Below are 23,817 nucleotides of genomic sequence, written 5' to 3'. Positions count from 1 at the left end.
TTGTACCCGGAGGATGTGAATTTGTCCCGAATGAAGGCAATTCTTGCGCTGGAAGACGGCACGACGTTTTCCGGCCATGGTATCGGCGCGCCTGGCGTGAGCGTGGGCGAGGTGGTGTTCAACACGGCCATGACCGGTTACCAGGAGATTCTGACCGACCCCAGCTATGCCGGCCAGCTAGTCACCCTGACTGCTTCTCACGTTGGCAATACCGGCATCAACCCGGTGGATGTGGAGTCATCCTCGGTACATGCTGCCGGCCTGATTGTTCGCCACTATCCCCGTCGGCACAGTTCCTGGCGTGCCACGCTGTCGCTGGGTGAATGGCTGGCAGAGCAGGGGCGAGTCGCCATCGCGGGTATCGACACGCGGGCGCTGACCGTCCTGTTGCGTGAAAAAGGTGCGCAGAACGGCTGCCTGATGGCCGGCGACAGTATCGATGTGGACGAGGCGCTTCGTCGTGCGCGTGAGTGCGAGCCGATGAGCGGGCGCGACCTGGCCAGCACCGTGACCACGCAAGCCAGTCACGAATGGACGGAAGGCACTTTTGAGCTTTCCAGCACGGAATTTGGCCATGCCGATGCTCGGCATCACGTGGTCTGCTACGACTTTGGTGTCAAGAACAATATTCTGCGCCTGCTGGCCGACAATGCGTGTCGGGTCACGGTTGTGCCAGCCAGAACGCCGCTGTCCGATGTGCTGGCACTCGATCCTGACGGCGTGATGTTGTCCAACGGCCCGGGTGATCCCGAACCCTGCGACTACGCCATCGAAACAATTCGCGGCCTGCTTGAGAAGAGCGTGCCGACCTTTGGCATCTGCCTGGGCCATCAATTGCTGGGTCTGGCAGCCGGCGCACGAACCATGAAGATGAAATTCGGCCACCATGGCGCCAACCACCCGGTCAAGGACCTGCAGACCGGGCAGGTCATGATCACCAGCCAGAACCATGGCTTCGCCGTAGACGAGGATTCACTGCCCGAACACGTGATTCCCACTCACCGTTCGCTTTTTGACGGCTCACTGCAGGGCATCCGTATCCAGAACAAGCCGGCCATGGGGTTCCAGGGCCACCCCGAGGCCAGCCCCGGGCCGCATGATTTGAGGCCGTTGTTCGCGCGCTTTGTGGAAATGATGGGGACCGCAGATGAACGCAGATGAACGCAGATCTGAACCAGGTTTCGGAGCAAATCATAGGCTGCGTTTACAACGTGAGCAACGGGCTGGGAAGCGGTTTTCTGGAATCGGTTTACGAGAACGCTCTGGCGATCGAGTTCGGCCGACAAGAGCTTTCCTACCGTCGTCAGGCAGAGGTCAATGTTCGCTACGATGGCCATGTCGTAGGTGCATTCGTAACGGACTTTATCGTCGAAAACAGTGTGGTCGTGGAACTCAAGGCAGTCAGCACACTTCTTCCGGAGCACCAGGCACAATTGCTCAACTACCTGCGCTGTGGGTCTTTTCGTCTTGGGTTGCTGGTGAACTTTGGCCAGTCGAAAGCGCAAATAAAGCGCATGGTCCATCAGCTATGACCTTTAATCTGCGTTCATCTGCGTTCATCTGCGGTTAAAAACTTCATGCCAAAGCGTACAGATATCCAATCCATTCTCATTATCGGTGCCGGGCCGATTGTCATTGGTCAGGCCTGCGAGTTCGACTATTCCGGGGTGCAGGCGGTCAAGGCGCTCAGGGAGGAGGGCTACAAGGTCATTCTGGTCAATTCCAACCCGGCCACGATCATGACCGACCCGGAGATTGCCGATGTGGTCTACATCGAACCGATCCGCTGGGACGTGGTGCGCGACATCATCGAGAAGGAGCGCCCCGATGCGCTGCTGCCGACCATGGGCGGACAGACGGCCCTGAACTGCGCGCTGGACCTCGACCGCGAGGGTGTGCTGGAAGAGTTCGGCGTCGAGATGATCGGTGCCTCCAAGCAGGCCATCGACATGGCCGAGGATCGCGAGGAGTTTCGCGAGGCCATGCGCGACATCGGCCTGGAGTCTCCTGAAGCCGAGGTGGCCCATTCGCTGGAGGAAGCCATCGAGATCCAGAAGCGCATCGGATTCCCGATCATTATCCGTCCCTCGTTCACGATGGGCGGATCGGGCGGCGGCATCGCCTACAACCGCGAGGAGTTTGTCGAGATCGTCGAGCACGGGCTCGACTTGTCGCCCACCAACGAGGTGCTGCTCGACGAGTCGTTGCTGGGCTGGAAAGAATTCGAGCTCGAGGTGGTGCGCGACAAGGCCGATAACTGCATCATCATCTGCTCGATCGAGAATTTCGATCCCATGGGGGTGCATACCGGTGATTCGGTCACTGTGGCGCCGGCGCAAACCCTGACCGACAAGGAATACCAGGTATTGCGCGACGCCGCCATTGCCGTGCTGCGCAAGATCGGTGTCGATACCGGTGGCTCCAACGTACAGTTCGCCGTCAACCCGGACAATGGCCGGCTCGTGGTCATCGAGATGAATCCGCGCGTCTCGCGCTCCTCGGCGCTGGCTTCCAAGGCCACCGGTTTTCCCATCGCCAAGGTCGCGGCCAAGCTTGCCGTGGGCTATACGCTCGATGAACTGGACAACGAGATTACCGGAGGGGCGACGCCCGCTTCGTTCGAGCCGACCATCGATTACGTGGTCACCAAGATTCCACGCTTTGCCTTTGAGAAGTTTCCGGCGGCCAACGATCGCCTGACGACGCAGATGAAGTCAGTCGGCGAGGCCATGGCCTTTGGGCGGACCTTCCAGGAGTCGCTGCAGAAAGCGCTCAGAAGCCTGGAAACCGGGCTGGTCGGCCTCGACCCGGTCGAGTTCGAGTCGGGTGACGATGTATTGACCCTGATTCAGCGTGAACTGCGAGAAGCCGGCTCGGATCGCTTGCTGTACGTGGCTGAAGCCTTCCGGCGCGGCATGTTTTTTGATGAGGTCCACCGACTTTCGCAAATCGACCCCTGGTTTCTCGACCAGGTCCAGGAGCTGGTCGAAGTCGAACAGTCCATCCATGATGGCGGGATTGCCGCGCTGGATTGTGACCGACTGCTGGAGCTCAAGCGCTACGGTTTTGCCGATGCGCGCATTGCCGAACTGGCCGGGGTGAGCGAACGGTCGATCCGGGACTTGCGCAGCAACCATGGCATTCGTCCAGGTTTCCGTCGCGTGGATACCTGTGCCGCGGAGTTTTCGACCACGACGGCCTACATGTACTCGACCTGGGGCGAGCAGTGCGAGGCCGCGGCCACCGACAAGCGCAAGATCATGGTGCTCGGTGGCGGGCCGAATCGCATCGGGCAGGGCATCGAATTCGATTACTGCTGTGTGCATGCCGCCATGGCCATGCGCGAGCTCGGGTTCGAGACCATCATGGTGAACTGCAATCCGGAAACCGTCTCGACCGACTATGACACGTCCGACCGCCTGTATTTCGAACCCCTGACGCTGGAGAACGTCCTGTCCATCGTCGAGGTCGAGCGGCCCGAGGGCATCATCATTCAGTTCGGTGGGCAGACCCCGCTGAAGCTGGCACGTGACCTGGAAGCCGCCGGGGCGCCCATCATCGGCACCACGCCCGATTGCATCGACCTGGCCGAAGACCGGGAGCGCTTTCAGCGTCTGCTCAATGACCTGGGTCTCAAGCAGCCGCCCAATCGCACGGCCCGCGACCCCGACGAGGCGCTGGTGCTGGCGCGCGAGATCGGCTATCCGCTGGTCGTTCGACCTTCCTACGTGCTGGGCGGGCGTGCCATGGATATTGTCTATGGCGAAGACGAACTCAACCGCTACATGCGCGAGGCCGTCAAGGTCTCCAACGACTCGCCGGTGCTGCTCGATCACTTCCTCGACCACGCGATCGAAGTCGACGTCGATGCCGTGTGTGACGGTGAGCAGGTCATCATCGGTGGAGTCATGGAGCACATTGAGGAAGCCGGCGTGCATTCGGGCGATTCGTCCTGCAGCCTGCCGCCGTTCTCCCTTGAGGAGGACTGCATCGAGGAACTCAAGCGCCAGACCCGCCAGATGGCTTTGGGATTGAACGTGGTCGGCCTGATGAACGTACAGTTTGCCGTGCGCGAGGGCGAGATATTCGTGATCGAGGTCAACCCCCGCGCATCACGGACCGTACCCTTTGTTTCCAAGGCCACCGGTGTGCCGCTGGCCCAGGTGGCCGCCGGCTGCATGATTGGGAGAAGACTTGAAGATCAAGGTATTACAGAAGATCTTTCATCTCCGTTCTATTCCATCAAGGAGCCAGTGTATCCGTTCATCAAGTTCCCCGGCGTCGACCCGATTCTGGGGCCGGAGATGCGGTCGACTGGTGAGGCCATGGGCGTGGGTCGGTCATTCGGTGCGGCCGTGGCCAGGGCGCAGCAGGGGGTGCATATCAACATCAAGCATTCAGGACGAGTGTTCCTGAGTGTGCGAGATGCCGACAAGGACCGCCTGCTGCCGGTGGCGCGGGAACTGATCAAGCGTGGTTTCAAGCTGGTGGCCACCCAGGGCACCTGGCAGTTCCTGGTTGAAAACGGCGTCGACTGTGACTACGTCAACAAAGTGATTCAGGGTCGCCCCCACGTGGTTGACATGATCAAGAATGACGAGATTGACTACATCGTCAACACCACCGAGGGGCGCCAGGCCATTTCCGATTCGTTTTCGATCCGGCGCGAGGCCCTGCAGCGCAAGGTCAACTATTCGACCACGATCGCCGGCGCACGGGCGACGTTGAAAGCCCTGGATCATTGGCACGAGCGAGGCGTGCGCAGCCTCGAAGAACTGCATCAAACCTGAGGAGACGAAATGACGACCCAGACACCGCTGACACGGGTGGGCGCCGAGCGCCTGCGCGCGGAGCTAGATCGTCTCAAGAAGACCGAGCGGCCGGCCGTGATCGAGGCCATCGCCGAGGCGCGGGCGCATGGTGATCTAAAGGAAAACGCCGAGTACCATGCCGCGCGCGAGCAGCAAGGTTTTATCGAGGGTCGCATCCAGGAGCTCGAAGCGGCCCTGGGCAATTCTCGGGTCATTGATGTGTCCACGCTCAATGCAGGCAGCAAAGTGGTGTTTGGCGCGACCGTCACCTTGCTCGAGGATGTCGAGGATGCCGATGAGGTGACCTGGCAGATTGTCGGTGAGCTGGAAGCCGATGTCTCGGCAGGCCGGCTGTCGATCAGCGCCCCCCTGGCGCGAGCGTTGATCGGCAAGGAAGAGGGTGACCAGGTGGATTTCCAGGCCCCCAACGGCAAGCGCAGTTATGAAATCGTCGAGGTGCGCTACGAAGGCTGAGCGGCGATTCATTGTCTGGGTTCCCGAGCTGGACGCACTTCGCCGAGAAGTCGTTCGGCTGCCTTATCGGCTCCGGCGCCTCGTGGCCGGTCCGCCTGCTGCCACTCACGCTGCCACTGAAATGCCGGCCAGGCTGGTCGCGGACAGGGAGCTGGGCTGGGCGGCGCTGACCCGCATGTTCGACTGCCCGACGGATGCCGCGGGGATCTGGCTGCGTGCCGATCCGGTTCGGCTCCAACCCGATCTGGGCGCGGTATGGGTGGATGCTGGCGCCCGCCTTCCACCCGAATCACCGGCCGCGCGTGAACTGATTGACCTGTTTCACGAAGAAGGGATGGCGCTGAGCTTTGCTGACGAGCTGCGCGGGTATGTGCGGCTGGAATCACGCCCGGATGTCCGGTTCATGCCGCCCTGGACGCTCGCGGGGCGGAGTATGGAGCTGCGATTGCCAGTGGGTCCCGAGCAGCAACGCTGGCGCCGTCTGCTCAGCGAAACCCAGATACTGCTTCACCAGCATGCCCCGTCATTGCCGTCGTTGACGCGTCCGGGCGGATTGTGGTTCTGGGGGGAAGGTTCGCCGCTGCCGAGCGACCCGGTGAGTCCCCGGGTTTCGGCCATTCAGGCTCACGATCCGGTTCTGGGCGGACTGGCGCGCTGGCTGGCTCTGCCTCTCGAATCGCCTGGCAAACACCCCATGCAGCCCGGTCAGATGCTTGAGTGGCAGGCCGATCAAGCGCTTTCGGCCGAAGACAATCTGGGCGTTCTGGAGCGGTTGCTGCGCCGCGCGTGGCGGGCGCTTCGCCTGGGACGCATCCATGGCCTGGAGTTGGCCGACCGGCAACGGGTCTGGCGCTTCGGTCGCCTGGCCGCCTGGAGTCGCTGGCCATGATTCGACAGGTTCGCATCAAGCGGCGGGACGTACCCCGTTCCCTCCCGGAGGGGTTGCACCCCGTGGCCGCGCGCGTTCTGGCCGCGCGTGGCCTGAAGCAGGCACCGGATTACAGCCTCGCCGGCTTGCTGCCGCCCAGTCTGGGCGGTATGGATCAGGCCTGCCGGCTGCTGCACCAGGCTATCGTGGACAATCAATCCATTCTGGTGGTGGGAGACTTCGACGCCGATGGCGCCACGGGCACGGCCTTGGCAGTACGCGGGCTGCGCGCCATGGGAGCGCGTCGGGTGGGCTGGCTGACCCCGGACCGGGTGCGCCATGGCTACGGATTGGGGACACAGCTGGTCAGCGAGATTCCCGACCCGGTGCCGGACCTGATCCTGACGGTCGACCAGGGCGTGAGTTCCGTGGAGGGCGTTGCGCTGGCCCGACAGCGAGGCATGCGCGTCATTGTCACCGATCATCACCTGCCCTCCGAGCAGCTCCCGGCGGCCGATGCCATCATCAATCCGCAACTGCCGGGTGAGCGTTTTCCGTCGGCATGCCTGGCCGGTGTCGGTGTGATGTTCTACCTGCTTATGGGCTTGCGTGCTCATGTCCGGGATCAGGGTGGGTTTGCCGGCAAACAGCCACGTCTTGATGCCTGGCTTGATCTGGTCGCCCTGGGCACGGTGGCTGACCTGGTACCACTGGACGAAAACAACCGCCGCCTGGTCCACCAGGGGCTGATGCGAATTCGGGCCGGCCGCTGTAGCCCGGGGGTGCGATATCTCCTGGAAGTGGCGGGTCGCAACCTTCGTCATGTCACCGCCGCGGATCTCGGGTTTGCCGCCGCCCCGCGCCTCAATGCCGCCGGTCGACTGGACGACATGGGGATCGGTGTGCGGTGCCTGCTGGCCGAAAGCGAAAGCGAGGCTCATGCGATAGCCGGACAACTGGATGCGCTCAATCGTGAACGGCAGTCCATCCAGGCCGAAATGCAGGAACTGGCCGAGGAACAGGCCGAGGAACAGGCCAGGCGGCTGGCCGAACAGACCCGTGGTCAGCCGAACGGACTGTGTGTCTTCGATCCCGACTGGCATTCCGGGGTGGTCGGGCTGGTGGCGGGCCGCCTGATGGACCGCCTGCAACGCCCGGTCGTCGCGTTTGCCCCGGCAGATGCCACAGGCGGGTTGCTCAAGGGGTCGGCGCGTTCACCGGCCGGGATCCACATGCGTGATTTGCTGGTCGAGATCGATACCCGGCAGCCGGGCCTGATCGATCGTTTCGGAGGTCATGCCCGGGCGGCGGGCTTGAGCCTGTCGTCAGCGAACCTGGAGTCGTTCAGGGAATGCTTTGACAACATACTGGAAAGCAGGGAGTTCGGAGAGGACGTGGTCTGGAGCGACGGGGCGCTGGACGGTCACTGGCTGACCACTGAAACGGCAGAGGCGCTGGATCGTGCCGGCCCATGGGGCCAGACCTGGCCGGCCCCGCTGTTCGATGACCGCTTCCAGGTTCAGGAGCGACGCGAAGTGGGATCCGGGCACCTCAAATTGCGCCTCAAGCCACTCGACGGGGGAGCGAGCGTGGATGCGATCGCTTTCGGCGCCGGCCGACTTTGTTACCAGGAGCTGCCCGATCCGTTGCACGTGGCCTACGCTCTGGAGGTCAACCGCTGGAAAGGGCAGTCACGCCCCCAGCTTCGCATTCTCTACCTGGTTGACAGAGACTGAAGCAGACGGCCTCGCCGGCTGATTGGCTACTGGAGCTCGGTATCGATTGCTTCGGCAATCTCGCCGACCTTGGCGCGGGTGAGGTTGCGGCTGATCTCCAGGACCACGGTTTGCCGGGTGTCGTCGTCGAGCGCCTTGCGCAGCATCCCCAGCAGACGCGGTTCGGCGACCACGATCAGGTGCTTGTAGCCGCCGTGGACTCGATCCTCACGCAGCTTGTGGGCCAGTTCACGAGCAAAACTGGCCGCTTCGGCCGTTCTCGGGTCGGTGGGCTCTTCATTGATGTTTTCGCCGGGCGTGCGTGACTCGAACACCTGGCCGGGACGGTCGCTGACCAGGTCCTGACGCCTCAGTCGCGATTCCGGGTGGACCAGGCTGTCGATTTCGACCGGGGGACTGAACTTCTTTTCACGAGAAAACAGGCGCGCGCGGGCCGCATCGGCCACCAGGATTCGATATTGCGTCATGTTCTGTCTTGCTCCTTGGAAGGTCTTGCCGGGGTAGCCGTATTCTGATTGCCAGCAGGCCTCCGTCCTGATCCCGGGTCACTGACCGGACCGACGGTGGAATGCTGCGAATCTGCAGGTTCCACTATACCCAATTGCGATCGGATGTGACCGAATACAAGCGCCGTGCCGACAAACGCGATGAAGTCGACGTCGATTCTGCTAAAGACCGCGCTCGCCGAGGCCGATAAAGGAAGTGGAAGCATGGCATGCGCCCCGACGAATTTGGGGGGCAGCCAACTTACCCAACAACATAATGTTATCAACAGGAATGACAGGAGAACGTGAAGTGACCAAGTACGTCATAGCCGCAATGGCGGTGTGCATGTCGATGGCGGGAGCCGAGGTTGCTATGGCCGAGTGTGCCCGTTCGGACTTCAATGTCGAGAACTTCGACGTGGAAGTGCAGCAGTGTTCGGGGCGGCGTTGTCCGCGGCTGCGTGTGACCGGCACCTTGGTCAACAATTGCAGCTCCGAGGCGGCCGCGCAGGTCGAGATTCAGGCCCTGGATGGCGGCGGCGGTGTGGTGACAACCGTCGAAGGCTGGCCGGCGGCAACCGCCAACCTGGCCCCCGGTGAACAGCATGATTTCGACTTCGGTCCGATGATGCGCTACAACAGCAACATGGCCGAGTTCTCGGTTGCCATCACCGACGTGCAGGTCTGGTAAGGGCCAGCCTGCACCACGATTCGCACACCGAATTATCCAGACATCAGGGCCCGGTACTGTTCCCGGGCCCAGGCCAGTGCCTCCATGTAGGCAGAGGTCAGTCGTTCCACGGGATAGAGGTCATGATCGATCTCGTCCCATTCCCCCTGTTCGTAACGTGTAACGGCCGTCAGCAGACGGCCGTAGGGCCCGTCGCGGGTTTCCAGGGCCTCGATCAGTGGTTCGTCCAGCGGCAACTGCGGAAGAATCCTGTCCATGGGAATATCCAGCATGGCATCGAGGAGCGAGAACAGCCCGACGGTAAAGGCCGCTTCACTGGCCTCGTCTGACAGGTTTTCTGTCAGCAACTGACACATGCGGGCCCGGGTCAGTGCCAGCCTGACCAGTTCACTGGGCCGGTCTTCCAACCCCGAGAGCACCAGCAGCCGGGCCCAGCTGCGAATGGTGGGAATACCCAGGTAGACCACGGCATGCGAAATCGAGCGGATCTTCACGGCCAGCCCGTAGTAGGCCGAGTTCACCGTTCTCAGCAGCCGGTAGTTCAAGGTCACGTCGTGCTGGATAATCTCTTCAAGCTGGGCGGGCGTGACATCCGGCTCCTGCAGCTTTGCAATCAGGCGCAGGGTGTTGAGCTTGCTCTCCGGCAGACGACGTGCGCTGAGTGTCGTGGGCTTGCACAGGAAAAAGCCCTGGAAGTAGTCAAAGCCCAGCCGGCGGCACATCTCCATTTCTTCATGAGTTTCAACCTTTTCGGCCACCAGCTTGACCTGCTTGTTCTGCAGCTCGGCAACAATCCGCGGCAGTTCTTCCCGGTCCAGATCCTGGATATCGAGCTTGACCATGCTGGCTACCGACAGCAGCCGGTCTGCACCCGGCCCCCAGGTGAAGTCATCCAGCGCGATCTCGTAGCCCAGCAGTGCCAGGTGCTCCAGTGCGTTGAGCAGATCGTCGTCGACCTTGGAGTTCTCCAGCACCTCGATACCCACATTGGTGCTGCTGAAGGGCAGGTCGGTGCCGGCGAGCAGGAACTCGCGCGTCAGGTTGAAAAAGGCGATGCGATCGCCGACCAGGTTCTCGAGGTCGAACTCCATGATGGAGTTGAGCATGACGGTGGAGGTTGCCGCTTCCCCGGCACCGGCACTGCCGGAAATTTCCGCCTGGTCAGCCTGACCTGAACCACGGAAGAGAAGTTCGTATCCGTAGACCTCGAGATCGCCATCAAAGATGGGCTGTCGGGCCATGTAGACGCGATGCCGGTCCTGCTCTTCCTCGGTAAGCTCCTGAACGGAAAGTGAATCCCTGCTTTCTGTCATAAGAATTGCTGCCTTGTCGGGCTGGAATGTCAGCGCGTGTGATCGGTGCGAATGGCTAGTCGCTCCAGTTCGGCGACCAGTCGCTCAAGCTGGCGCCGCTGTGCCGGATCCATTTCCACGAAACTGGCACCGAGACGATTATAGCGCGGCTGGGTGGAGTCGGTCAGCGACCGGATCTCGGCCTGCAACTTCAGCCTCTGGTTATGCAGCTCCAGGCTGCAGTCGACCCGCTCGAACTCCGCCAGGTCAACGTCACGACTGATCAGGGCGCCGAACCCGCCCACCGAGATATCGATCAGCGAGCCGCTTATCGATGTTTCGTTGTCAATCGAGATCTCGATCGGTGCTGCCCGGGCCGCCAGCTTGACCCGAAAACTGCGACGTCGCTGGCGGTACATGATCCGGTTGGGCCAGTAGGCGGCCAGCGCCCTGAAGCCCTGGAGATCGGTCAGACCGCGCAGTTGAACCGAAAAACGCAGGTCGATTCCGTCCAGCCGGGTCCGGACCGTCAGGTCTTCGTTGCCCTCGTAGTGCTGGCTGGCCGGTTCGGGGGGCAGGTCGAAGACAAGCTCACGCCTTTCGGGATCGACGGTCAGCAGCATGGAGAGATCCGGTTCGGCCTGGTCAGGCCGGCGGATGTGCAAGAGAACGCGCTGATCCCGAAGGCGGCCGAGCAGCCCGTATGTCTGGGCATGATCGGTAATTTCGGTGTCACGCATGGCAAGCGAGGCTCATTATCTGCTGAATGGGGGTTTGGCAACCCGCCATGTTACCTGCTTCAGCCCTCGGCCAGTAGCCTGGATCCTCCATCCGGGCCGCTGCGACCATCCGGTCCATAAGTCAGCATGTCGGTGTGGGCATCACGCAGGATATTCAGGGCGCGCCGGACATGACCGAGGCGTTGCTGAACGATCAGTCCGTTGCGCTGGTTGGCCTGCTGGCACTGAATGATGCGTTGGGCGGCCTGTTCGTGGGTTCGGGCCAGGCTGCCGTCTTCATCGCACCAGCTCAAGACCTGGCTCATGCTGTCGGGGGAAGTGCCGGAGGGCAGGGAGCGAAGCAACTGCTGCTGGCGCCGGTCAAGACCTTCCATGCGCTCAACCAGGGCGTTCTTCTCAATGGTGGCGGTCTCGAGTGCGGCGGCATCGCCGGAGGTCAACGCTTCGCGTTCATGCTCAAGCGCCTCGAGCAGGGCGACGGCACATTCATGCTGTCCGGAGAAAAGTTCGGCCAGTTCCCGGGCGCATTGTTGCGGGCCGCGGATCATTTTCAATCTCCCATCTGCCGGTCGAGCGACAGCAGCCGCTCGGCGATGTCCTGCGCATCGATACGATAATCGCCGCTTTCCAGGGCGAGACGAATCTGCTCGACCCGGCTGGTTTCGGCAGCCTCATTGCCTTCGGCGGTGACCAGAAGGCGCTGCATCTGCTCGGCCGAACGGGTCAGGCTGACCGAATCAGACGCCCTTGAATGGGTGGCGTTCCCGGCCGACGCGCCCTGACTGACCGATTCCCGGCCACCAGTGCGCGTGGGCTGTTGGGTGACCTGCCTCGATACACCCGTGATCTTGTCGGTCATTGGACTGCCTCCGGAAAAAACCAGGCTTCTGTGAACTCTATCGGCCGTCTGGCTGCAAACTTTAGGCCACGATCGCAAAAAAATTCACGCTGCATCATTGTACCGTCACCTCGGTGGGACTGCGAACCACCCCCTCGATGACCCGGCCGGACGACAGGTTGCGAACCTGTACGCGTTGCCCGCGGCGGCCGTCGGAAAGGGCTTCGGCGGGGGCACGTACGGCGACCGGGCCGTCGCCGGCAATCAGGGTAACCCGCTGCCCGCGACGGACCATGGCCGGCTGGGCGACCACTGCGGGACTCAGAACAGTGCCGCCGCCCACGGCACGAGTCAGAGTGCGTCCCACCAACTCGTCCTTGCGGGTGAAATAGCCGCGGGCGTGTCGCGACACGTCGACCTCGATGGTCTTCAGGTCGTCGTCGTGCAGCACGCTGTCGCGGCCCATGGCATGCCGCAGGGCAATGACTTCACGACGCATCTCTACGCGCACGGGCACATACAGGGTCCAGCCCGGTGAGTCCGGGCAGCGTACGCCCACGCTGGTGTTGCCGCCACTGTTGCTGCCGGCCGCAGAAAAGGTGTCCAGGGGCTGATCACAGCGCGACAGGCGCAGCCGACGGTCGAGCTGACCGGGCTCGGCATGGGCGTACTCTGCCCGGCTACCCAGTCTTTCGACCACGTGCGTCCGAGCTGCCGAACGAATGTCATCCAGCGGGTGGATGTCGGCATACAGCGGCCCCGACAGCATCGTGGCGGTAAAAAACATGATCAGAAGTGCTCGGTTATTCATGATCTCTGTACCAGGAGGCGGACTGTCGCCATGCAGTCGGTCTGTTGCAAAGCATGTGCCAGCCAGAGCGGGACCGGGCCGGAACCGGGCGGCAGAATCTTGCCGCTTCGGGCGGCATTGATTGGCCGTTGCCGGCTACCGCCATCCGCGATCCATTTGCCCAACAGGGCATGCGGCTGAGCATATGCGTGCATTGCCGGGCAGATCGGAAGGGGTGGCACAGGCTTTGCATCCCCAATGGGCAGGACAAAAGCGGACCCGGCAAGGGGCCTGAACTCGAGCAAGCGATCATGAGTATCAATCTCGACAAGTATTTTGGAATCCATGCCCAGGCGCTTCAGTTTCGCTCGCAGCGAAACGAAGTTCTGGCATCCAATATCGCCAACGCCGACACGCCGGGCTACCGCGCCCGTGATCTGGACTTCAGTGCTGCACTTCAGGCGGCACAGGGTCAGGCGGCGAGCGGTGATCGCATGCAGGTGACTCACGCCAGTCACATGGGCGGCAGTCATGGCGCCGGTGGTGCACAGAAGATTTATCGCAATTCCCTGCAGCCCAGCCAGGATGGCAACACGGTGGACACCCAGGTCGAGAAAGCCGAGTTCGCCCGCAATTCCATCCAGTATCAGGCCAGCCTGGAGTTCCTCAATGGACGCATCCGATCGCTGGTTGCCGCGATCAAGGGAGGCAGCACACCATGAATCTGTTCAAGGTATTCGACATCGCCGGTTCCGGCATGAGTGCGCAGTCGGTTCGGCTCAACACCACGGCATCCAACCTGGCCAATTCCGATTCGGTCAGCGGCAGTGCCGAAGAGGCCTATCGTTCCCGTCAGCCGGTCTTCGAAACCCTGCTTGAACGCAGCATCAGTGGTGATACCGCCGGTGGTGTCAGGATCAGCGCGATCACCGAGAACGGCGCACCCCCGGTCAGCGAGTACGCACCGGGTCATCCCCTGGCCAACGACCAGGGCTACATCTTTCGCAGCAACGTCAATATTGCCGAAGAGATGACCAACATGATTTCGGCTTCGCGCTCGTTCCAGAACAACGTTGAAGTTCTCAATACATCGAAAGAGATGCTGCTGAGAACCATCAATCTCGGCCGCTGATTAACTAAGGAGAGTCTTCAAATGCTGGACATCTCGCAGATAGAGAATCTTTCAAACGTGAGAATGCACGACGGCCACCAGGGCGGGCGTCAGCATACCGACAGCCTGGGCCAGGAAGACTTCCTGCGCCTGATGATTGCCCAGCTCCAGAACCAGGATCCTTTCGACCCGATGGAGAATGGTGACTTTCTGGGGCAAATGGCCCAATTCTCGACCGTGAGCGGCATCGGCGATTTGACCGAGCGGGTCGAGGAAAACTCGGAAATTCTGCTCGGGAACCAGACACTGCAGGCGGCCACGCTGGTCGGGCGTTCGGCGCTGGTCGAGGCCGATGTCATCGAGCATGACGGCCTCAGCCCGGTGGCCGGTGCGGTACGACTGCCTGACGGCGTCAACCAGGGCACTGTGCGGATTCGTGACGCTACCGGAGAAGTCGTACGCGAAATCGCTGTCGGGCGTGACGACGGGGGGCGGGCGCGATTCGAATGGGATGGCCTGGACGATGATGGCAATCCCATGGCTCCCGGTCAGTACTCAATAGACGCTCGATTCAATTCCGGCAACCAGTCAGAGCCGGCCGGCACCCTGTTATGGGGGCAGATTCAGAGTATTACCTTCGCCGATGAAGGCGAAATCACCATGCAACTAAGGGGTCTGGGTTCGGCATTGCTCAACCAGGCCAAGGAAATTTCCTGAGTTAGAACCCTGTTCCAAGGAGAACATCATGCCATTTCAGGTATCACTTTCCGGCCTCAACGCCGCATCATCCGATCTCAATGTCACGGCCAACAACGTGTCCAATGTCAACACGACCGGCTTCAAGCGTTCACGCGCCAACTTCATGGAGTTGTTCGCCACGGGTTTGCAGTCGGTATCGTCCAATGCCACGGGGCAGGGTGTCCGCCTGGCCTCGGTGGATCAGCAGATTACCCAGGGCAATATCGATTTCACCGAGAACAATCTCGACCTGGCCATCAGCGGTGACGGCTTTTTCACGCTCAATGACGGCGGCGCCACCACTTACACCCGCGCGGGTGCATTCGGGGTGGATCGCAATGGTTTTGTCGTCAACGCAACCGGTGCCCGCCTGCAGGTCTATCCGGAGCAGGGGGATGAGTTCAACACCGGCCAGCTCGAAGACCTTCGTCTGATTACCACCGACAGTGCACCCCAGGCCAGTAGCGAAGTGGAGGCCGGGTTGAATCTGCCGGCCGATGCAATCGAGCCGGGCGTGGCATTTGATCCCGACGATCCCGACAGCTACAACCATACCCGGTCAGTCACCATCTTCGATTCCCTCGGTACCGAACATCAGGCCACCTACTACTTCCGCAAGACCGCCAATGACAACGAATGGGAAGTACACCTGCAGATCAACGATGATCCGGTCGGTGGTGCCGAGCTCATTGAATTCGATGGGTCCGGTTCGCTGATCGATCCGCCCGGTGGCACGCTCAATTTCGGTATCTGGACGCCGCCCACGGGTGCCGACGACATCGATCTGGACACCGACTTTTCCAACACGACGCAGTTCGGCTCGGCCTTCACGGTCAACAACCTGACCCAGGATGGTTTTGCCAGCGGTCGACTCATCGGTGTTGATATCAGCGAGGAAGGGGTGGTGTTTGCGCGCTTTACCAATGGCCAGTCCGATGCCCTGGGCAAGGTGGCGCTGACTTCATTCGCCAACCCGCAAGGCCTGGAGAAAATCGGTGATACCGCATGGGCCGAAACCTTCGAGTCGGGCCAGGCGCTTCGTGGCGAGGCGCGCACGGGAAGCTTCGGCGTGATTCAGTCGGGCGCTCTGGAGTCGGCCAATGTCAACCTCACCGAGGAACTGGTCAACATGATCACCGCCCAGCGAAATTTCCAGGCCAATGCCCAGATGATTTCGACGGCCGACAACATCACCCAGACCATTATCAATATCCGCTGATCATCGGATTTCTGATGTCCCGGTGACAGCCAGGAGGTGAACGTCCATGGATCGCTCGCTTTACGTCAACATGACCGGCACCCGGCAGGTAATGGATGCGCAGGCCGTGACCTCGCACAATATTGCCAATGCCAACACGCCGGCCTACAAGGCCATCGAGCACGCTGCGGTTTCACGCGAGGTCAGTGGCCCCGGCGCTCCCACCCGGGTCAATACCCTGACTCGTGAGGCTGGCGTCAACCTCGATGCCGGAACACTCATGACTACCGGGCGAGATCTCGACGTGGCCGTGCGCCAGGAAGAGGGCTGGATCGTGGTTCAGGACCCCGAAGGAGGCGAGTCATTGACTCGCCGTGGCGATCTGCAACTCGACGCCACCGGCCTGCTCACGACCGGCGATGGTCATCCGGTGCTCGGCGATGGCGGCCAGATTGCCGTGCCGCCACACGCCAAGCTGACCATCGGCGAAGACGGCACGGTATCAGTGGTGCCCATGGGGCAGGGACCCGAGGCCCAGGCCGTGGTTGATCGGATTCGCCTGGTCGAGGTCGAGGCCGAGCAGGTGCGACGCCGCGAGGATGGCCTGTTTGGCGTGGCCGAAGGTCCCATACCGCCGGCCAGTGCCGAGGTCAAGTTGCTCAGCGGACACCTGGAATCGAGCAACGTCAACATGGCCGAGGCCATGGTCGACATGATCGGCCTGGCGCGCAAGTTCGAGCTCCAGGTGCGGATGATGCGCAATGCCGAGGAGAACGCCGGCAAGGCCGCTGAACTATTGCGAATGAGTTGACCTGGCACCGCTTTTGCAGCGGTACCGGTAAACGGCCTGTCGCCGTTGTGAACCATTCTCTTGCAAGGAGATGTCATGCAGTCACTGTGGATTTCAAAGACCGGCCTCGATGCGCAGCAGACGCGCATGTCGGTGGTCTCCAACAACCTGGCCAACGTCAATACCACCGGCTTCAAGCGCGGTCGGGCCGTGTTCGAGGACCTGATATATCAAAATGTACGCCAGGCCGGCGGACAGACCTCGCAAGAAAACGAGATGCCCTCCGGCCTGTACCTCGGCACCGGGGCACGGGTCGTGGCAACCGAAAAGATGTTTACCCAGGGCAACCTGGTCAAGACCGACAACGCCTTCGACATGGCAGTGCAGGGTCGCGGTTTCTTTCAGATCCAGATGCCCGACGGCACCCAGGCCTATACCCGCGACGGATCATTCCAGATCAATTCGCAGGGTGAAATGGTGACCGCCAGCGGTTACCTGCTGCAGCCCAACATCAATATTCCCGAAGGTGCCCAGAGTCTGACCATCGGAACCGACGGCACGGTCAGTGCACGGCTTCCGGGGCAGGCCGAGCCGGTCCAGGTGGGTACCGTCCAGCTGGCTGATTTCGTCAACCCCGGCGGTCTCGAGCCGCGCGGCGAGAACCTGTTTCTCGAAACCGGTGCCAGCGGCCCGGCGCTGACCGGAACACCCGGGCTCAACGGCCTGGGCACGCTGGCCCAGGGCATGGTCGAGGGCTCCAACGTCAACGTGGTCGAAGAGCTGGTCAACATGATCGAGACCCAGCGCGCCTACGAGATGAATTCGAAGGCCATCGCCACCTCCGACGAGATGCTGCGTTATGTCAACAATAACCTGTAACCCCATGAAATGGTTGGCCAGTCTGGCGGCCATTGGTCTGTTGGTCGCCTGCGCCACACCGCAGCCCATCGACGACTGGACTGCAACCATGCCTGAGCCGCCGGTCATGGCCGAGGAACCCGTTCCAACCGGTTCGATCTACCAGACCGGCCGGGGGGGAGGTCTGTTCGAAGACGTCAAGGCTCAACGCGTCGGCGACACCATCACGGTGCGGCTGGTCGAAAGCACCACGGCCAGTGCCAGCGCCAGCACCAACACCCAACGCGGTACTTCGTCGGAGATCTCCAACCCGACATTGTTCGGAAACGAACCCACCCGCCGCAGCGGGCTGCCGCTGTTTTCCAACGTGCTGGGTTCCGATCACGAGTTCAATGGCGAGGGCAGCAGCGAGCAGAGCCATCAAATGGACGGCAACATCACGGTCACCGTCTACAAGCGACTGCCCAACGGCAACCTGATGGTGCGTGGAGAGCGCTGGATCACGATCAATCAGAGTCGCGAGTACCTGCGCATTGCCGGCATCGTGCGGCCGGCCGATATCCGGCCCGACAACTCGGTGCCTTCTTTCAAAGTGGCTGATGCCCGTATCGACTATCGCGCCACCGGCACCCTGGCCGACAGCAACCGCCAGGGCTGGCTGTCACGATTCTTCCAGTCCCCTCTTACGCCGTTCTGATGCGAGGAAAGTTCATGAAACTGCTGATCCGTTCGGTCCCCTTCGCCCTGATGGCCCTGGTCCTGTCGCTGCCGCTTTCAGCAGACGAGTTTGATCCGGCCATGCCGGGAGAGCGCCTGAAAGATCTGGCTTCGGTCTCGGGCGTGCGGCCCAACCAGTTGATCGGGTATGGCCTGGTGGTGGGGCTGGATGGCACCGGCGATCAGACCAGCCAGGCACCGTATGCGATCCAGTCCATCGCCAACATGCTCAAGCAGTTTGGCGTTACGTTGCCGGACAACATCAATCCGCAGTTGCAGAACGTGGCTGCGGTGACGATTCACGCGGAGCTGCCGGCTTTTGCCAAGTCGGGCAACCGGATAGACGTCACCGTCAATTCCATTGGTAACGCCCAGAGCCTGCGTGGTGGCAGCCTGCTGATGTCTCCGCTGCGCGGTGCCGATGGCGAGGTTTACGCCATTGCCCAGGGCAACCTGATCGTGAGCGGGTTTGGCGTGGCCGGTCAGGATGGCTCCAGCATTACGGTCAACGTGCCATCCAGTGGGCGCATACCCAACGGCGCCACGGTCGAGCGCGAAGTGCCGACTGCATTTCTTGAATCCGACACGCTGATGATCAACCTGCACACGCCGGATTTCACCACCGCGCATCGGGTGGTCGAGGCAATCAACCGGGTCATGGGCATGGGCACGGCCCGGCCTCTGGACGCGGTCTCGATCGAGGTCCAGGCCCCGGATGATCCGGCCCAGCGCGTGGCCTACATGGCCATGCTGGAAGAAATAGAAGTGCAGCCAGGCGAAGCACCGGCCCGGGTCATCGTCAATTCCCGTACCGGCACGGTAGTGATTGGAAGCCATGTTCGGGTAAGGCCGGCGGCTGTGTCGCACGGCTCGCTATCGGTCACCATTACCGAACGCCCCGAGGTGGAGCAGCCACGTCCATTTACCGAAGGCGAGACCGTGGTGGTGCCGCGAACCGAGATCGAGGTCGTGGAAGAAGATGCCCGGATGTTCCTGTTCGAAGCCGGTGTGTCGCTCAACGATATCGTTCAGGCGGTCAACCAGGTTGGAGCCGCCCCCGGTGATGTCGTTGCCATCATGGAAGCCTTGAAGCAGGCGGGTGCGCTACGCGCCGAGCTGATGGTCATCTGAACATGAGTGTTGCGCCGACAAACTCTGCTTTTTTCGGCGATACCAGTGCGCTGGCCAACCTGCGTCCGGCTGCCCGCGAGAACTCGCCCGAGGCCGTGCGCGAGGTGGCCGAGCAGTTCGAGGCACTGTTTGTCCAGATGATGCTCAAGGAGATGCGTTCGGCCACCATCCAGGGTGGTTTGTTCGACAGCTTCCAGATGGACACCTACCACGAAATGTTCGATAAGCAGGTCGCGATGGACATGGCGCGCAGCGGTGGCCTGGGCCTGGCCGACATGATGGTCCGCCAGCTCAGTCCCGAGGCCGCCAGGCAGGAAGGTGCGGAAGCGACCGATCCGGAAGAGATGCATTGGCCCGAGTCAGTTGTGCCGGCGCGACCCGAACTGCCGGTGGCACCGCCGGTTGAGCCCGCTCCTGCTGCCCGGGCCAGCGAGTCACCGGCCTATCGTGACGAGGCGTTCTCCAGTCCCGCGGAGTTTGTTTCCACGCTGGCGCCGCTGGCGCGCCGTGCTGCCGCCGAGCTGGATGTGCCGGCCGAGGCCATCATCGCCCAGTCGGCACTGGAAACCGGCTGGGGCCGGCATGTCATGCATCACGGCGATGGGCGCCCGGCCTGGAACCTGTTCGGCATCAAGGCCGGCAGTGACTGGGACGGCGAGACCGTCAGCGTGATGACCACCGAAGTCATCGATGGCGAAGTGGTGCGCGAGCGCGCCGAGTTTCGTGCCTATGACTCTCCGGACGAGGCAGTAGCCGATTACACCCGCTTCCTGGGTGAACGGGCCCGCTACCGGGATGTGCCTGGCACCGGCAATGACCCACGACGCTTCGCCCAGGCATTGCAGGCGGCCGGCTATGCCACCGATCCGCAGTATGCCGACAAGATCACGCGCATCGTCGACAGCGTGCGTCCGCATTTCGGTACCTGAATGCTTGGAGTATCCAGCATGACTTCATATCCGCTCATCGCATTAAAGGATTTTCAGCCGCGGCCGCTGAAGAGTCGAATGGTGGGTCTGCCTGATGCGGTTGCTGCCGCAAGTGCCGCCACCCAAAGTCGAGGTTTGTCATGGTAGACATGCTGCAATCATCTCTTTCGGGCCTGAGAGCCTTCCAGCGTGCGCTGGCCACTACATCCAACAACGTGGCCAACGCCGCGACCGACGGCTATGTCCGTCAACGCGTGGATTTTTCCAGCCGTCCGGCCGGCCGGGTGGGCAATGCCTTTATCGGCAATGGTGTCCAGATTGCCGATGTGCGGCGCATCTATGACGGTTTTCTGACCTCGGAAGTGCGTGGCGGACAATCATCGAATGCCAGACTCGAAACGCTGCATAGCCTGTCGGAGCGCACCGGCGACCTGCTGGGCAGTGAGTCCGGCGGTCTGTCCGGTGGTCTGCAGAATTTCTTCGAGTCAGTGCAGGGCCTGACCAATGACCCGGCATCCACGCCGGTGCGCCAGACCCTGCTGGGACAGGCCGAAAGCCTGGCCCAACGCTTTTCCGACCTCAACGGCCGGCTCGATGCGCTCGATCGCGAGTCGACGACCCGCATGAGCGATTCGGCTGACACGATCAATCGTCTGGCCGAGTCGATTGCCGACATCAATCGCCGCATCGGCAATTCACCCGGTGCTTCCCAGGGGCAGTTTCCTCCCGATCTGCTCGATGAACGCGATCGCCTGCTCAGTCAGTTGTCGAAGGAAGTCGACGTCGACGTGGTCGAGCAGGACATGGGCAAGATCGATGTCTCCATCGGCAGCGGCCAGACCCTGGTGCTGGGCAATCGGGCCAGCACGCTGAGCGTGGAGGATGGCCGCTTTGGGCGCACCGATCCACAGGTGCGCCTGGATGGTGTGGTCGTGACCAACCAGGTCAGTGGCGGCAAGCTGGGTGGACTGATCGACTTCCGCCAGGAAGTGCTCGCGCCGGTTCAGAACGACCTGGGCCGTGCCGCCGTTGCCCTGGCCGATGAATTCAATGCCCAGCATCGACAGGGCATGGATCTCAACGGCAATCTGGGCGGTGACTTCTTCGCCGTGGGTGCCCCCGAGGTGAATGCTGCCACCGGCAATACGGGCACGGCCGAGCTGGATGTGGCCATCACCGACCCGGCTGCATTGAGTGGTGACGACTATCAGGCACGCTTCGACGGCACCGAGTGGTCTCTGCTCAATACCAGCACCGGGCAAACCGTTGCCACCGACCCGGATGGCAACTTCAGTATCGACGGTATGGAGATCGAGGTCGGCAGCGGTGCTGCCGCTGCCGGCGACAGCTTCCGCATCCGACCGACGCGCAATGCCGCGGAAGACATGTCATTGCTGATCAACCGACCCGAAGAGATCGCCGCGGCATTCCCGCTCAGCACCGGTGCCGATATTGGCAATACCGGCAATGCCGAGATATCGGGCGGCGAGATTCTCGATATCGATGATCCGGACCTGCTCGAGGAGGTGAATATCACCTTCATCGATGCCAACACCTACGAAATCGATGGCAACACATTCACCTATACCAGCGGCGACGATATCGACGTCAATGGCTGGCGCGTGCAGATCAGCGGTACACCGGCGGCCGGTGACGAGTTCACCGTGGGGTCGAACACCGGCGGTGCCGGTGACAACCGCAACGCACTGGCCATGGCGGACGTGCGCGACAACGGCATACTCGAAGGCGGACAGCGTTCCATCGTCGAGCAGGCCGATGCCATGCTGGCCGATATTGGTGGCACCACCGCTGCGGCGCAAACCGCGCTGGAGTCCGGCCAGGCCCAGCTTGCGGCTTCGCAGGAGGCTCTGGAGTCGGTCAGCGGGGTGAACCTGGAGGAAGAGGCCGCCGACCTGATGCGCTTTCAGCAGGCCTACGAGGCCAATGCGCGCGTGGTGCAAACGGCCAATACCATTTTCCAGTCTCTGCTGCAGGCAGTCGGGAGGTAAGTGATGCGTGTCTCTACCCAGTGGCTGTACCAGTCCGGACTCAACGGCATACTGGGCCAGCAGTCCAATCTCAATCAGACCCAGTTGCAGCTCACCACTGGCCGGCGCATCAACAACCCGTCCGACGACCCGGTTGGCGCGGCGCGACTTCAGGAACTGGAGCGCTCGGTCAAGCAGCAGGAAGTCTTTCAGAAGAACATTGACCGCGGGCGTCAGCGCATGGGAGTGGCCGAACAGGCGCTGTCGAGCACTGGCAACACCGTCCAGCGGGCGCGCGAGCTGGCCGTGCAGGCGGCCAATGACACCCTGGGCAGTGATCAGCGCGCCATGGTGGCCGCCGAGCTGCGCCAGCGCGTCGAAGAAATGCTGCTGACCGCCAACAGCCAGGACGGGGGCGGTGAATACATCTTTGCCGGCTCACGAACCGGCGACAAGCCCTTCGTGCGCGAGAACGGCGAGGTCGTTTACCGGGGCGACAGCCAGGCCCGGGAGCTGGTGATCGGTCCCGGCACCACGGCGGCCGAATCGCTGACCGGCGACCAGGCCTACATGCGCATCCGCGACGGCAATGGCATCGTGCGTGCCGAGCCGGGTGCCGGCAACACCGGATCGGGCGTGGTGCAGGTCGGCCAACAGGTCGATCAGGCGGTTTATGACGGGGGCACCTACACCTTGCAATTCGCCGGGCCCGATCCGGACGACTGGCAGGTCGTCGACAGCGATACACCGCCCAATGTTGTGGCCACCGGCACCTTCGAGCCGGATTCGGTGATTGCTTTCCAGGGCGTGGAGATCACGATCGGCGGTCAACCCGAGATCGGGGATGAATTCGTCGTCGAGCCGGCCCGAAACACCTCCATCTTTGCCACCGTGGAAAACCTCGCCGCAGCGCTGGAACAGGCCCCGGCCAACGATAGCGAGCGTGCCGCACAGCGGCAGACCATCGACGACACATTGGCCCAGTTCGACCGCTTTGAAAACCAGTTGTTGACGTTACGTGCCGACCTGGGCGCGCGCATGAATACCTTCGACGATGTCGAGGAAAGCCATTCCGAGGTCAAGCTCTCGCTGGAAACCCTGGTCTCGGAAGTGCGCGATCTGGACTACGCCGAAGCCATCAGCCGCTTCCAGTTCCAGCAGACCGCCCTGCAGGCCGCCCAGCAAAGCTTCATGCGAGTTCAGCAACTCAACCTGTTCAACTTCATGGGCTGACCTGGCTCGCGCAAGAGAGCCGGGGACACGCGCGGCCGGATTCCAGCGCGGCCCCTCTTGCTGCGCATGCCGCCCCGCCCTTCCACCCTGCGCTACCCCGGTCTACACCGGCTAATGATGCCACCTCGTAGGCCGGCCTTGCATGGCCGGCGTTCCGCGGCATCTATCCGGCGTCCGTGCACCGGGGATGCAACCCCGGTCTACGCCTGAGACTCGGCCACCGGCAATATTGCGGGTGCGGTATTCCTGGGCCGGCGTTGCGTCGCCGGCGTTCCCGGCATCGATTCAAGCTCCCTACACCGGGGATGCAACCCCGGTCTACGCCTACACCGGCTAATGATGCCATCTCGTAGGCCGGCCTTGCATGGCCGGCGTTCCGCGGCATCTATCCGGCGTCCG

General features: G+C 62.1%; 24 protein-coding genes. 18 read left to right on the top strand and 6 right to left on the bottom strand.

Annotation, left to right across the window (positions count from 1 at the left end; genetic code table 11):
- Positions 1-30 precede the first annotated feature (30 nt).
- The 6 genes from carA to recJ all read left to right on the top strand — a co-directional run bounded on the left by carA (position 31) and on the right by recJ (position 7,889).
- On the top strand, positions 31-1,161 hold the full coding sequence (gene carA, locus IC757_RS09255) for a glutamine-hydrolyzing carbamoyl-phosphate synthase small subunit (RefSeq protein ID WP_190974033.1): 1,131 nt from the start codon (positions 31-33) through the stop codon (positions 1,159-1,161).
- Entirely contained in the window at positions 1,158-1,532 is a 375-nt protein-coding gene (locus IC757_RS09250) for a GxxExxY protein (RefSeq protein WP_190974032.1), read from the top strand. The genes carA and IC757_RS09250 overlap by 4 nt, the downstream gene beginning before the upstream one ends.
- Positions 1,533-1,577: 45 nt before the next feature.
- A complete protein-coding gene (carB, locus tag IC757_RS09245; protein ID WP_190974031.1) occupies positions 1,578-4,790 on the top strand; it encodes a carbamoyl-phosphate synthase large subunit in 3,213 nt (1,070 codons plus the stop codon).
- 9 nt (positions 4,791-4,799) lie between these two features.
- On the top strand, positions 4,800-5,285 hold the full coding sequence (greA, locus tag IC757_RS09240; RefSeq protein ID WP_190974030.1) for a transcription elongation factor GreA: 486 nt from the start codon (positions 4,800-4,802) through the stop codon (positions 5,283-5,285).
- A 121-nt stretch (positions 5,286-5,406) separates the two neighbouring features.
- On the top strand, positions 5,407-6,174 hold the full coding sequence (locus IC757_RS09235; RefSeq protein WP_190974029.1) for a hypothetical protein: 768 nt from the start codon (positions 5,407-5,409) through the stop codon (positions 6,172-6,174).
- Positions 6,171-7,889 carry a single-stranded-DNA-specific exonuclease RecJ gene (recJ, locus tag IC757_RS09230; protein WP_190974028.1) on the top strand — a complete coding sequence of 573 codons (1,719 nt, stop codon included), beginning with the start codon at positions 6,171-6,173 and terminating at the stop codon, positions 7,887-7,889. The genes IC757_RS09235 and recJ overlap by 4 nt, the downstream gene beginning before the upstream one ends.
- 26 nt (positions 7,890-7,915) lie before the next feature.
- Here the strand turns inward: recJ and IC757_RS09225 are convergent, their stop codons facing one another.
- Complete coding sequence (locus IC757_RS09225) at positions 7,916-8,356, bottom strand: host attachment protein (protein WP_190974027.1); 441 nt, start codon at positions 8,354-8,356, stop codon at positions 7,916-7,918.
- 328 nt (positions 8,357-8,684) lie between these two features.
- Between IC757_RS09225 and IC757_RS09220 the strand changes: the two genes are divergently transcribed.
- Positions 8,685-9,065, top strand: coding sequence for a hypothetical protein (locus IC757_RS09220; protein WP_190974026.1), 381 nt, complete (start codon positions 8,685-8,687; stop codon positions 9,063-9,065).
- Positions 9,066-9,097: 32 nt separating this feature from the next.
- Here the strand turns inward: IC757_RS09220 and IC757_RS09215 are convergent, their stop codons facing one another.
- The 5 genes from IC757_RS09215 to flgA form a co-directional block, all read right to left on the bottom strand.
- A complete protein-coding gene (locus tag IC757_RS09215; protein ID WP_190974025.1) occupies positions 9,098-10,378 on the bottom strand; it encodes an EAL and HDOD domain-containing protein in 1,281 nt (426 codons plus the stop codon).
- Positions 10,379-10,407: 29 nt separating this feature from the next.
- The gene (locus tag IC757_RS09210) at positions 10,408-11,097 is read right to left on the bottom strand and encodes a flagellar brake protein (protein ID WP_190974024.1); all 690 of its coding nucleotides are present in this window, start codon (positions 11,095-11,097) and stop codon (positions 10,408-10,410) included.
- A gap of 59 nt (positions 11,098-11,156) precedes the next feature.
- Positions 11,157-11,645, bottom strand: a complete 489-nt coding sequence (locus IC757_RS09205) for a flagella synthesis protein FlgN (protein ID WP_190974023.1) — start codon at positions 11,643-11,645, stop codon at positions 11,157-11,159.
- Positions 11,646-11,647: 2 nt separating this feature from the next.
- Complete coding sequence (gene flgM / locus IC757_RS09200; protein WP_190974022.1) at positions 11,648-11,956, bottom strand: flagellar biosynthesis anti-sigma factor FlgM; 309 nt, start codon at positions 11,954-11,956, stop codon at positions 11,648-11,650.
- Positions 11,957-12,050: 94 nt separating this feature from the next.
- Positions 12,051-12,746, bottom strand: coding sequence for a flagellar basal body P-ring formation chaperone FlgA (gene flgA, locus IC757_RS09195; RefSeq protein WP_190974021.1), 696 nt, complete (start codon positions 12,744-12,746; stop codon positions 12,051-12,053).
- 290 nt (positions 12,747-13,036) lie between these two features.
- On the opposite strand from flgA, the gene flgB reads away from it, so the two are divergent.
- The 11 genes from flgB to flgL all read left to right on the top strand — a co-directional run bounded on the left by flgB (position 13,037) and on the right by flgL (position 23,418).
- A complete protein-coding gene (gene flgB / locus IC757_RS09190) occupies positions 13,037-13,447 on the top strand; it encodes a flagellar basal body rod protein FlgB (protein ID WP_190974020.1) in 411 nt (136 codons plus the stop codon).
- A complete protein-coding gene (flgC, locus tag IC757_RS09185; RefSeq protein WP_190974019.1) occupies positions 13,444-13,857 on the top strand; it encodes a flagellar basal body rod protein FlgC in 414 nt (137 codons plus the stop codon). The genes flgB and flgC overlap by 4 nt, the downstream gene beginning before the upstream one ends.
- A 21-nt stretch (positions 13,858-13,878) precedes the next feature.
- Positions 13,879-14,553 carry a flagellar hook assembly protein FlgD gene (locus IC757_RS09180; protein ID WP_190974018.1) on the top strand — a complete coding sequence of 225 codons (675 nt, stop codon included), beginning with the start codon at positions 13,879-13,881 and terminating at the stop codon, positions 14,551-14,553.
- Between the two features lie 28 nt (positions 14,554-14,581).
- A complete protein-coding gene (flgE, locus tag IC757_RS09175; protein WP_190974017.1) occupies positions 14,582-15,793 on the top strand; it encodes a flagellar hook protein FlgE in 1,212 nt (403 codons plus the stop codon).
- A gap of 46 nt (positions 15,794-15,839) precedes the next feature.
- The gene (locus IC757_RS09170; protein ID WP_190974016.1) at positions 15,840-16,583 is read left to right on the top strand and encodes a flagellar basal body rod protein FlgF; all 744 of its coding nucleotides are present in this window, start codon (positions 15,840-15,842) and stop codon (positions 16,581-16,583) included.
- A gap of 75 nt (positions 16,584-16,658) precedes the next feature.
- Positions 16,659-17,441, top strand: a complete 783-nt coding sequence (gene flgG / locus IC757_RS09165; RefSeq protein WP_190974015.1) for a flagellar basal-body rod protein FlgG — start codon at positions 16,659-16,661, stop codon at positions 17,439-17,441.
- Positions 17,442-17,445: 4 nt separating this feature from the next.
- Entirely contained in the window at positions 17,446-18,117 is a 672-nt protein-coding gene (locus IC757_RS09160; RefSeq protein WP_411913457.1) for a flagellar basal body L-ring protein FlgH, read from the top strand.
- A gap of 50 nt (positions 18,118-18,167) precedes the next feature.
- On the top strand, positions 18,168-19,268 hold the full coding sequence (locus IC757_RS09155; protein WP_223846346.1) for a flagellar basal body P-ring protein FlgI: 1,101 nt from the start codon (positions 18,168-18,170) through the stop codon (positions 19,266-19,268).
- A 2-nt stretch (positions 19,269-19,270) separates the two neighbouring features.
- On the top strand, positions 19,271-20,197 hold the full coding sequence (flgJ, locus tag IC757_RS09150) for a flagellar assembly peptidoglycan hydrolase FlgJ (RefSeq protein ID WP_190974012.1): 927 nt from the start codon (positions 19,271-19,273) through the stop codon (positions 20,195-20,197).
- Positions 20,198-20,346: 149 nt separating this feature from the next.
- On the top strand, positions 20,347-22,206 hold the full coding sequence (gene flgK, locus IC757_RS09145) for a flagellar hook-associated protein FlgK (RefSeq protein WP_190974011.1): 1,860 nt from the start codon (positions 20,347-20,349) through the stop codon (positions 22,204-22,206).
- Positions 22,207-22,209: 3 nt separating this feature from the next.
- The gene (flgL, locus tag IC757_RS09140) at positions 22,210-23,418 is read left to right on the top strand and encodes a flagellar hook-associated protein FlgL (protein WP_190974010.1); all 1,209 of its coding nucleotides are present in this window, start codon (positions 22,210-22,212) and stop codon (positions 23,416-23,418) included.
- Positions 23,419-23,817 lie beyond the last annotated feature (399 nt).

Origin of the sequence: Wenzhouxiangella sp. AB-CW3 (assembly GCF_014725735.1) — a bacterium.
Lineage (GTDB): Bacteria > Pseudomonadota > Gammaproteobacteria > Xanthomonadales > Wenzhouxiangellaceae > Wenzhouxiangella.
Note: the sequence above shows the minus strand (reverse complement) of the source record. Positions and strands in the feature narration are given on the sequence as shown.

Excerpts from the sequence above, each read along its gene's own strand:
- greA (WP_190974030.1), top strand. The coding sequence starts at position 4,800 with ATGACGACCCAGACACCGCTGACACGGGTGGGCGCCGAGCGCCTGCGC.
- IC757_RS09250 (WP_190974032.1), top strand. The coding sequence starts at position 1,158 with ATGAACGCAGATCTGAACCAGGTTTCGGAGCAAATCATAGGCTGCGTT.
- flgC (WP_190974019.1), top strand. The coding sequence starts at position 13,444 with ATGAATCTGTTCAAGGTATTCGACATCGCCGGTTCCGGCATGAGTGCG.
- flgB (WP_190974020.1), top strand. The coding sequence starts at position 13,037 with ATGAGTATCAATCTCGACAAGTATTTTGGAATCCATGCCCAGGCGCTT.
- flgK (WP_190974011.1), top strand. The coding sequence starts at position 20,347 with ATGCTGCAATCATCTCTTTCGGGCCTGAGAGCCTTCCAGCGTGCGCTG.
- flgG (WP_190974015.1), top strand. The coding sequence starts at position 16,659 with ATGCAGTCACTGTGGATTTCAAAGACCGGCCTCGATGCGCAGCAGACG.
- IC757_RS09160 (WP_411913457.1), top strand. The coding sequence starts at position 17,446 with ATGAAATGGTTGGCCAGTCTGGCGGCCATTGGTCTGTTGGTCGCCTGC.
- IC757_RS09210 (WP_190974024.1), bottom strand. The coding sequence starts at position 11,097 with ATGCGTGACACCGAAATTACCGATCATGCCCAGACATACGGGCTGCTC.
- IC757_RS09205 (WP_190974023.1), bottom strand. The coding sequence starts at position 11,645 with ATGATCCGCGGCCCGCAACAATGCGCCCGGGAACTGGCCGAACTTTTC.
- IC757_RS09170 (WP_190974016.1), top strand. The coding sequence starts at position 15,840 with ATGGATCGCTCGCTTTACGTCAACATGACCGGCACCCGGCAGGTAATG.
- flgM (WP_190974022.1), bottom strand. The coding sequence starts at position 11,956 with ATGACCGACAAGATCACGGGTGTATCGAGGCAGGTCACCCAACAGCCC.
- flgJ (WP_190974012.1), top strand. The coding sequence starts at position 19,271 with ATGAGTGTTGCGCCGACAAACTCTGCTTTTTTCGGCGATACCAGTGCG.
- IC757_RS09215 (WP_190974025.1), bottom strand. The coding sequence starts at position 10,378 with ATGACAGAAAGCAGGGATTCACTTTCCGTTCAGGAGCTTACCGAGGAA.
- recJ (WP_190974028.1), top strand. The coding sequence starts at position 6,171 with ATGATTCGACAGGTTCGCATCAAGCGGCGGGACGTACCCCGTTCCCTC.
- IC757_RS09180 (WP_190974018.1), top strand. The coding sequence starts at position 13,879 with ATGCTGGACATCTCGCAGATAGAGAATCTTTCAAACGTGAGAATGCAC.
- carA (WP_190974033.1), top strand. The coding sequence starts at position 31 with ATGAAGGCAATTCTTGCGCTGGAAGACGGCACGACGTTTTCCGGCCAT.
- IC757_RS09225 (WP_190974027.1), bottom strand. The coding sequence starts at position 8,356 with ATGACGCAATATCGAATCCTGGTGGCCGATGCGGCCCGCGCGCGCCTG.
- flgA (WP_190974021.1), bottom strand. The coding sequence starts at position 12,746 with ATGAATAACCGAGCACTTCTGATCATGTTTTTTACCGCCACGATGCTG.
- flgE (WP_190974017.1), top strand. The coding sequence starts at position 14,582 with ATGCCATTTCAGGTATCACTTTCCGGCCTCAACGCCGCATCATCCGAT.
- IC757_RS09235 (WP_190974029.1), top strand. The coding sequence starts at position 5,407 with ATGCCGGCCAGGCTGGTCGCGGACAGGGAGCTGGGCTGGGCGGCGCTG.
- IC757_RS09155 (WP_223846346.1), top strand. The coding sequence starts at position 18,168 with ATGGCCCTGGTCCTGTCGCTGCCGCTTTCAGCAGACGAGTTTGATCCG.
- flgL (WP_190974010.1), top strand. The coding sequence starts at position 22,210 with ATGCGTGTCTCTACCCAGTGGCTGTACCAGTCCGGACTCAACGGCATA.
- carB (WP_190974031.1), top strand. The coding sequence starts at position 1,578 with ATGCCAAAGCGTACAGATATCCAATCCATTCTCATTATCGGTGCCGGG.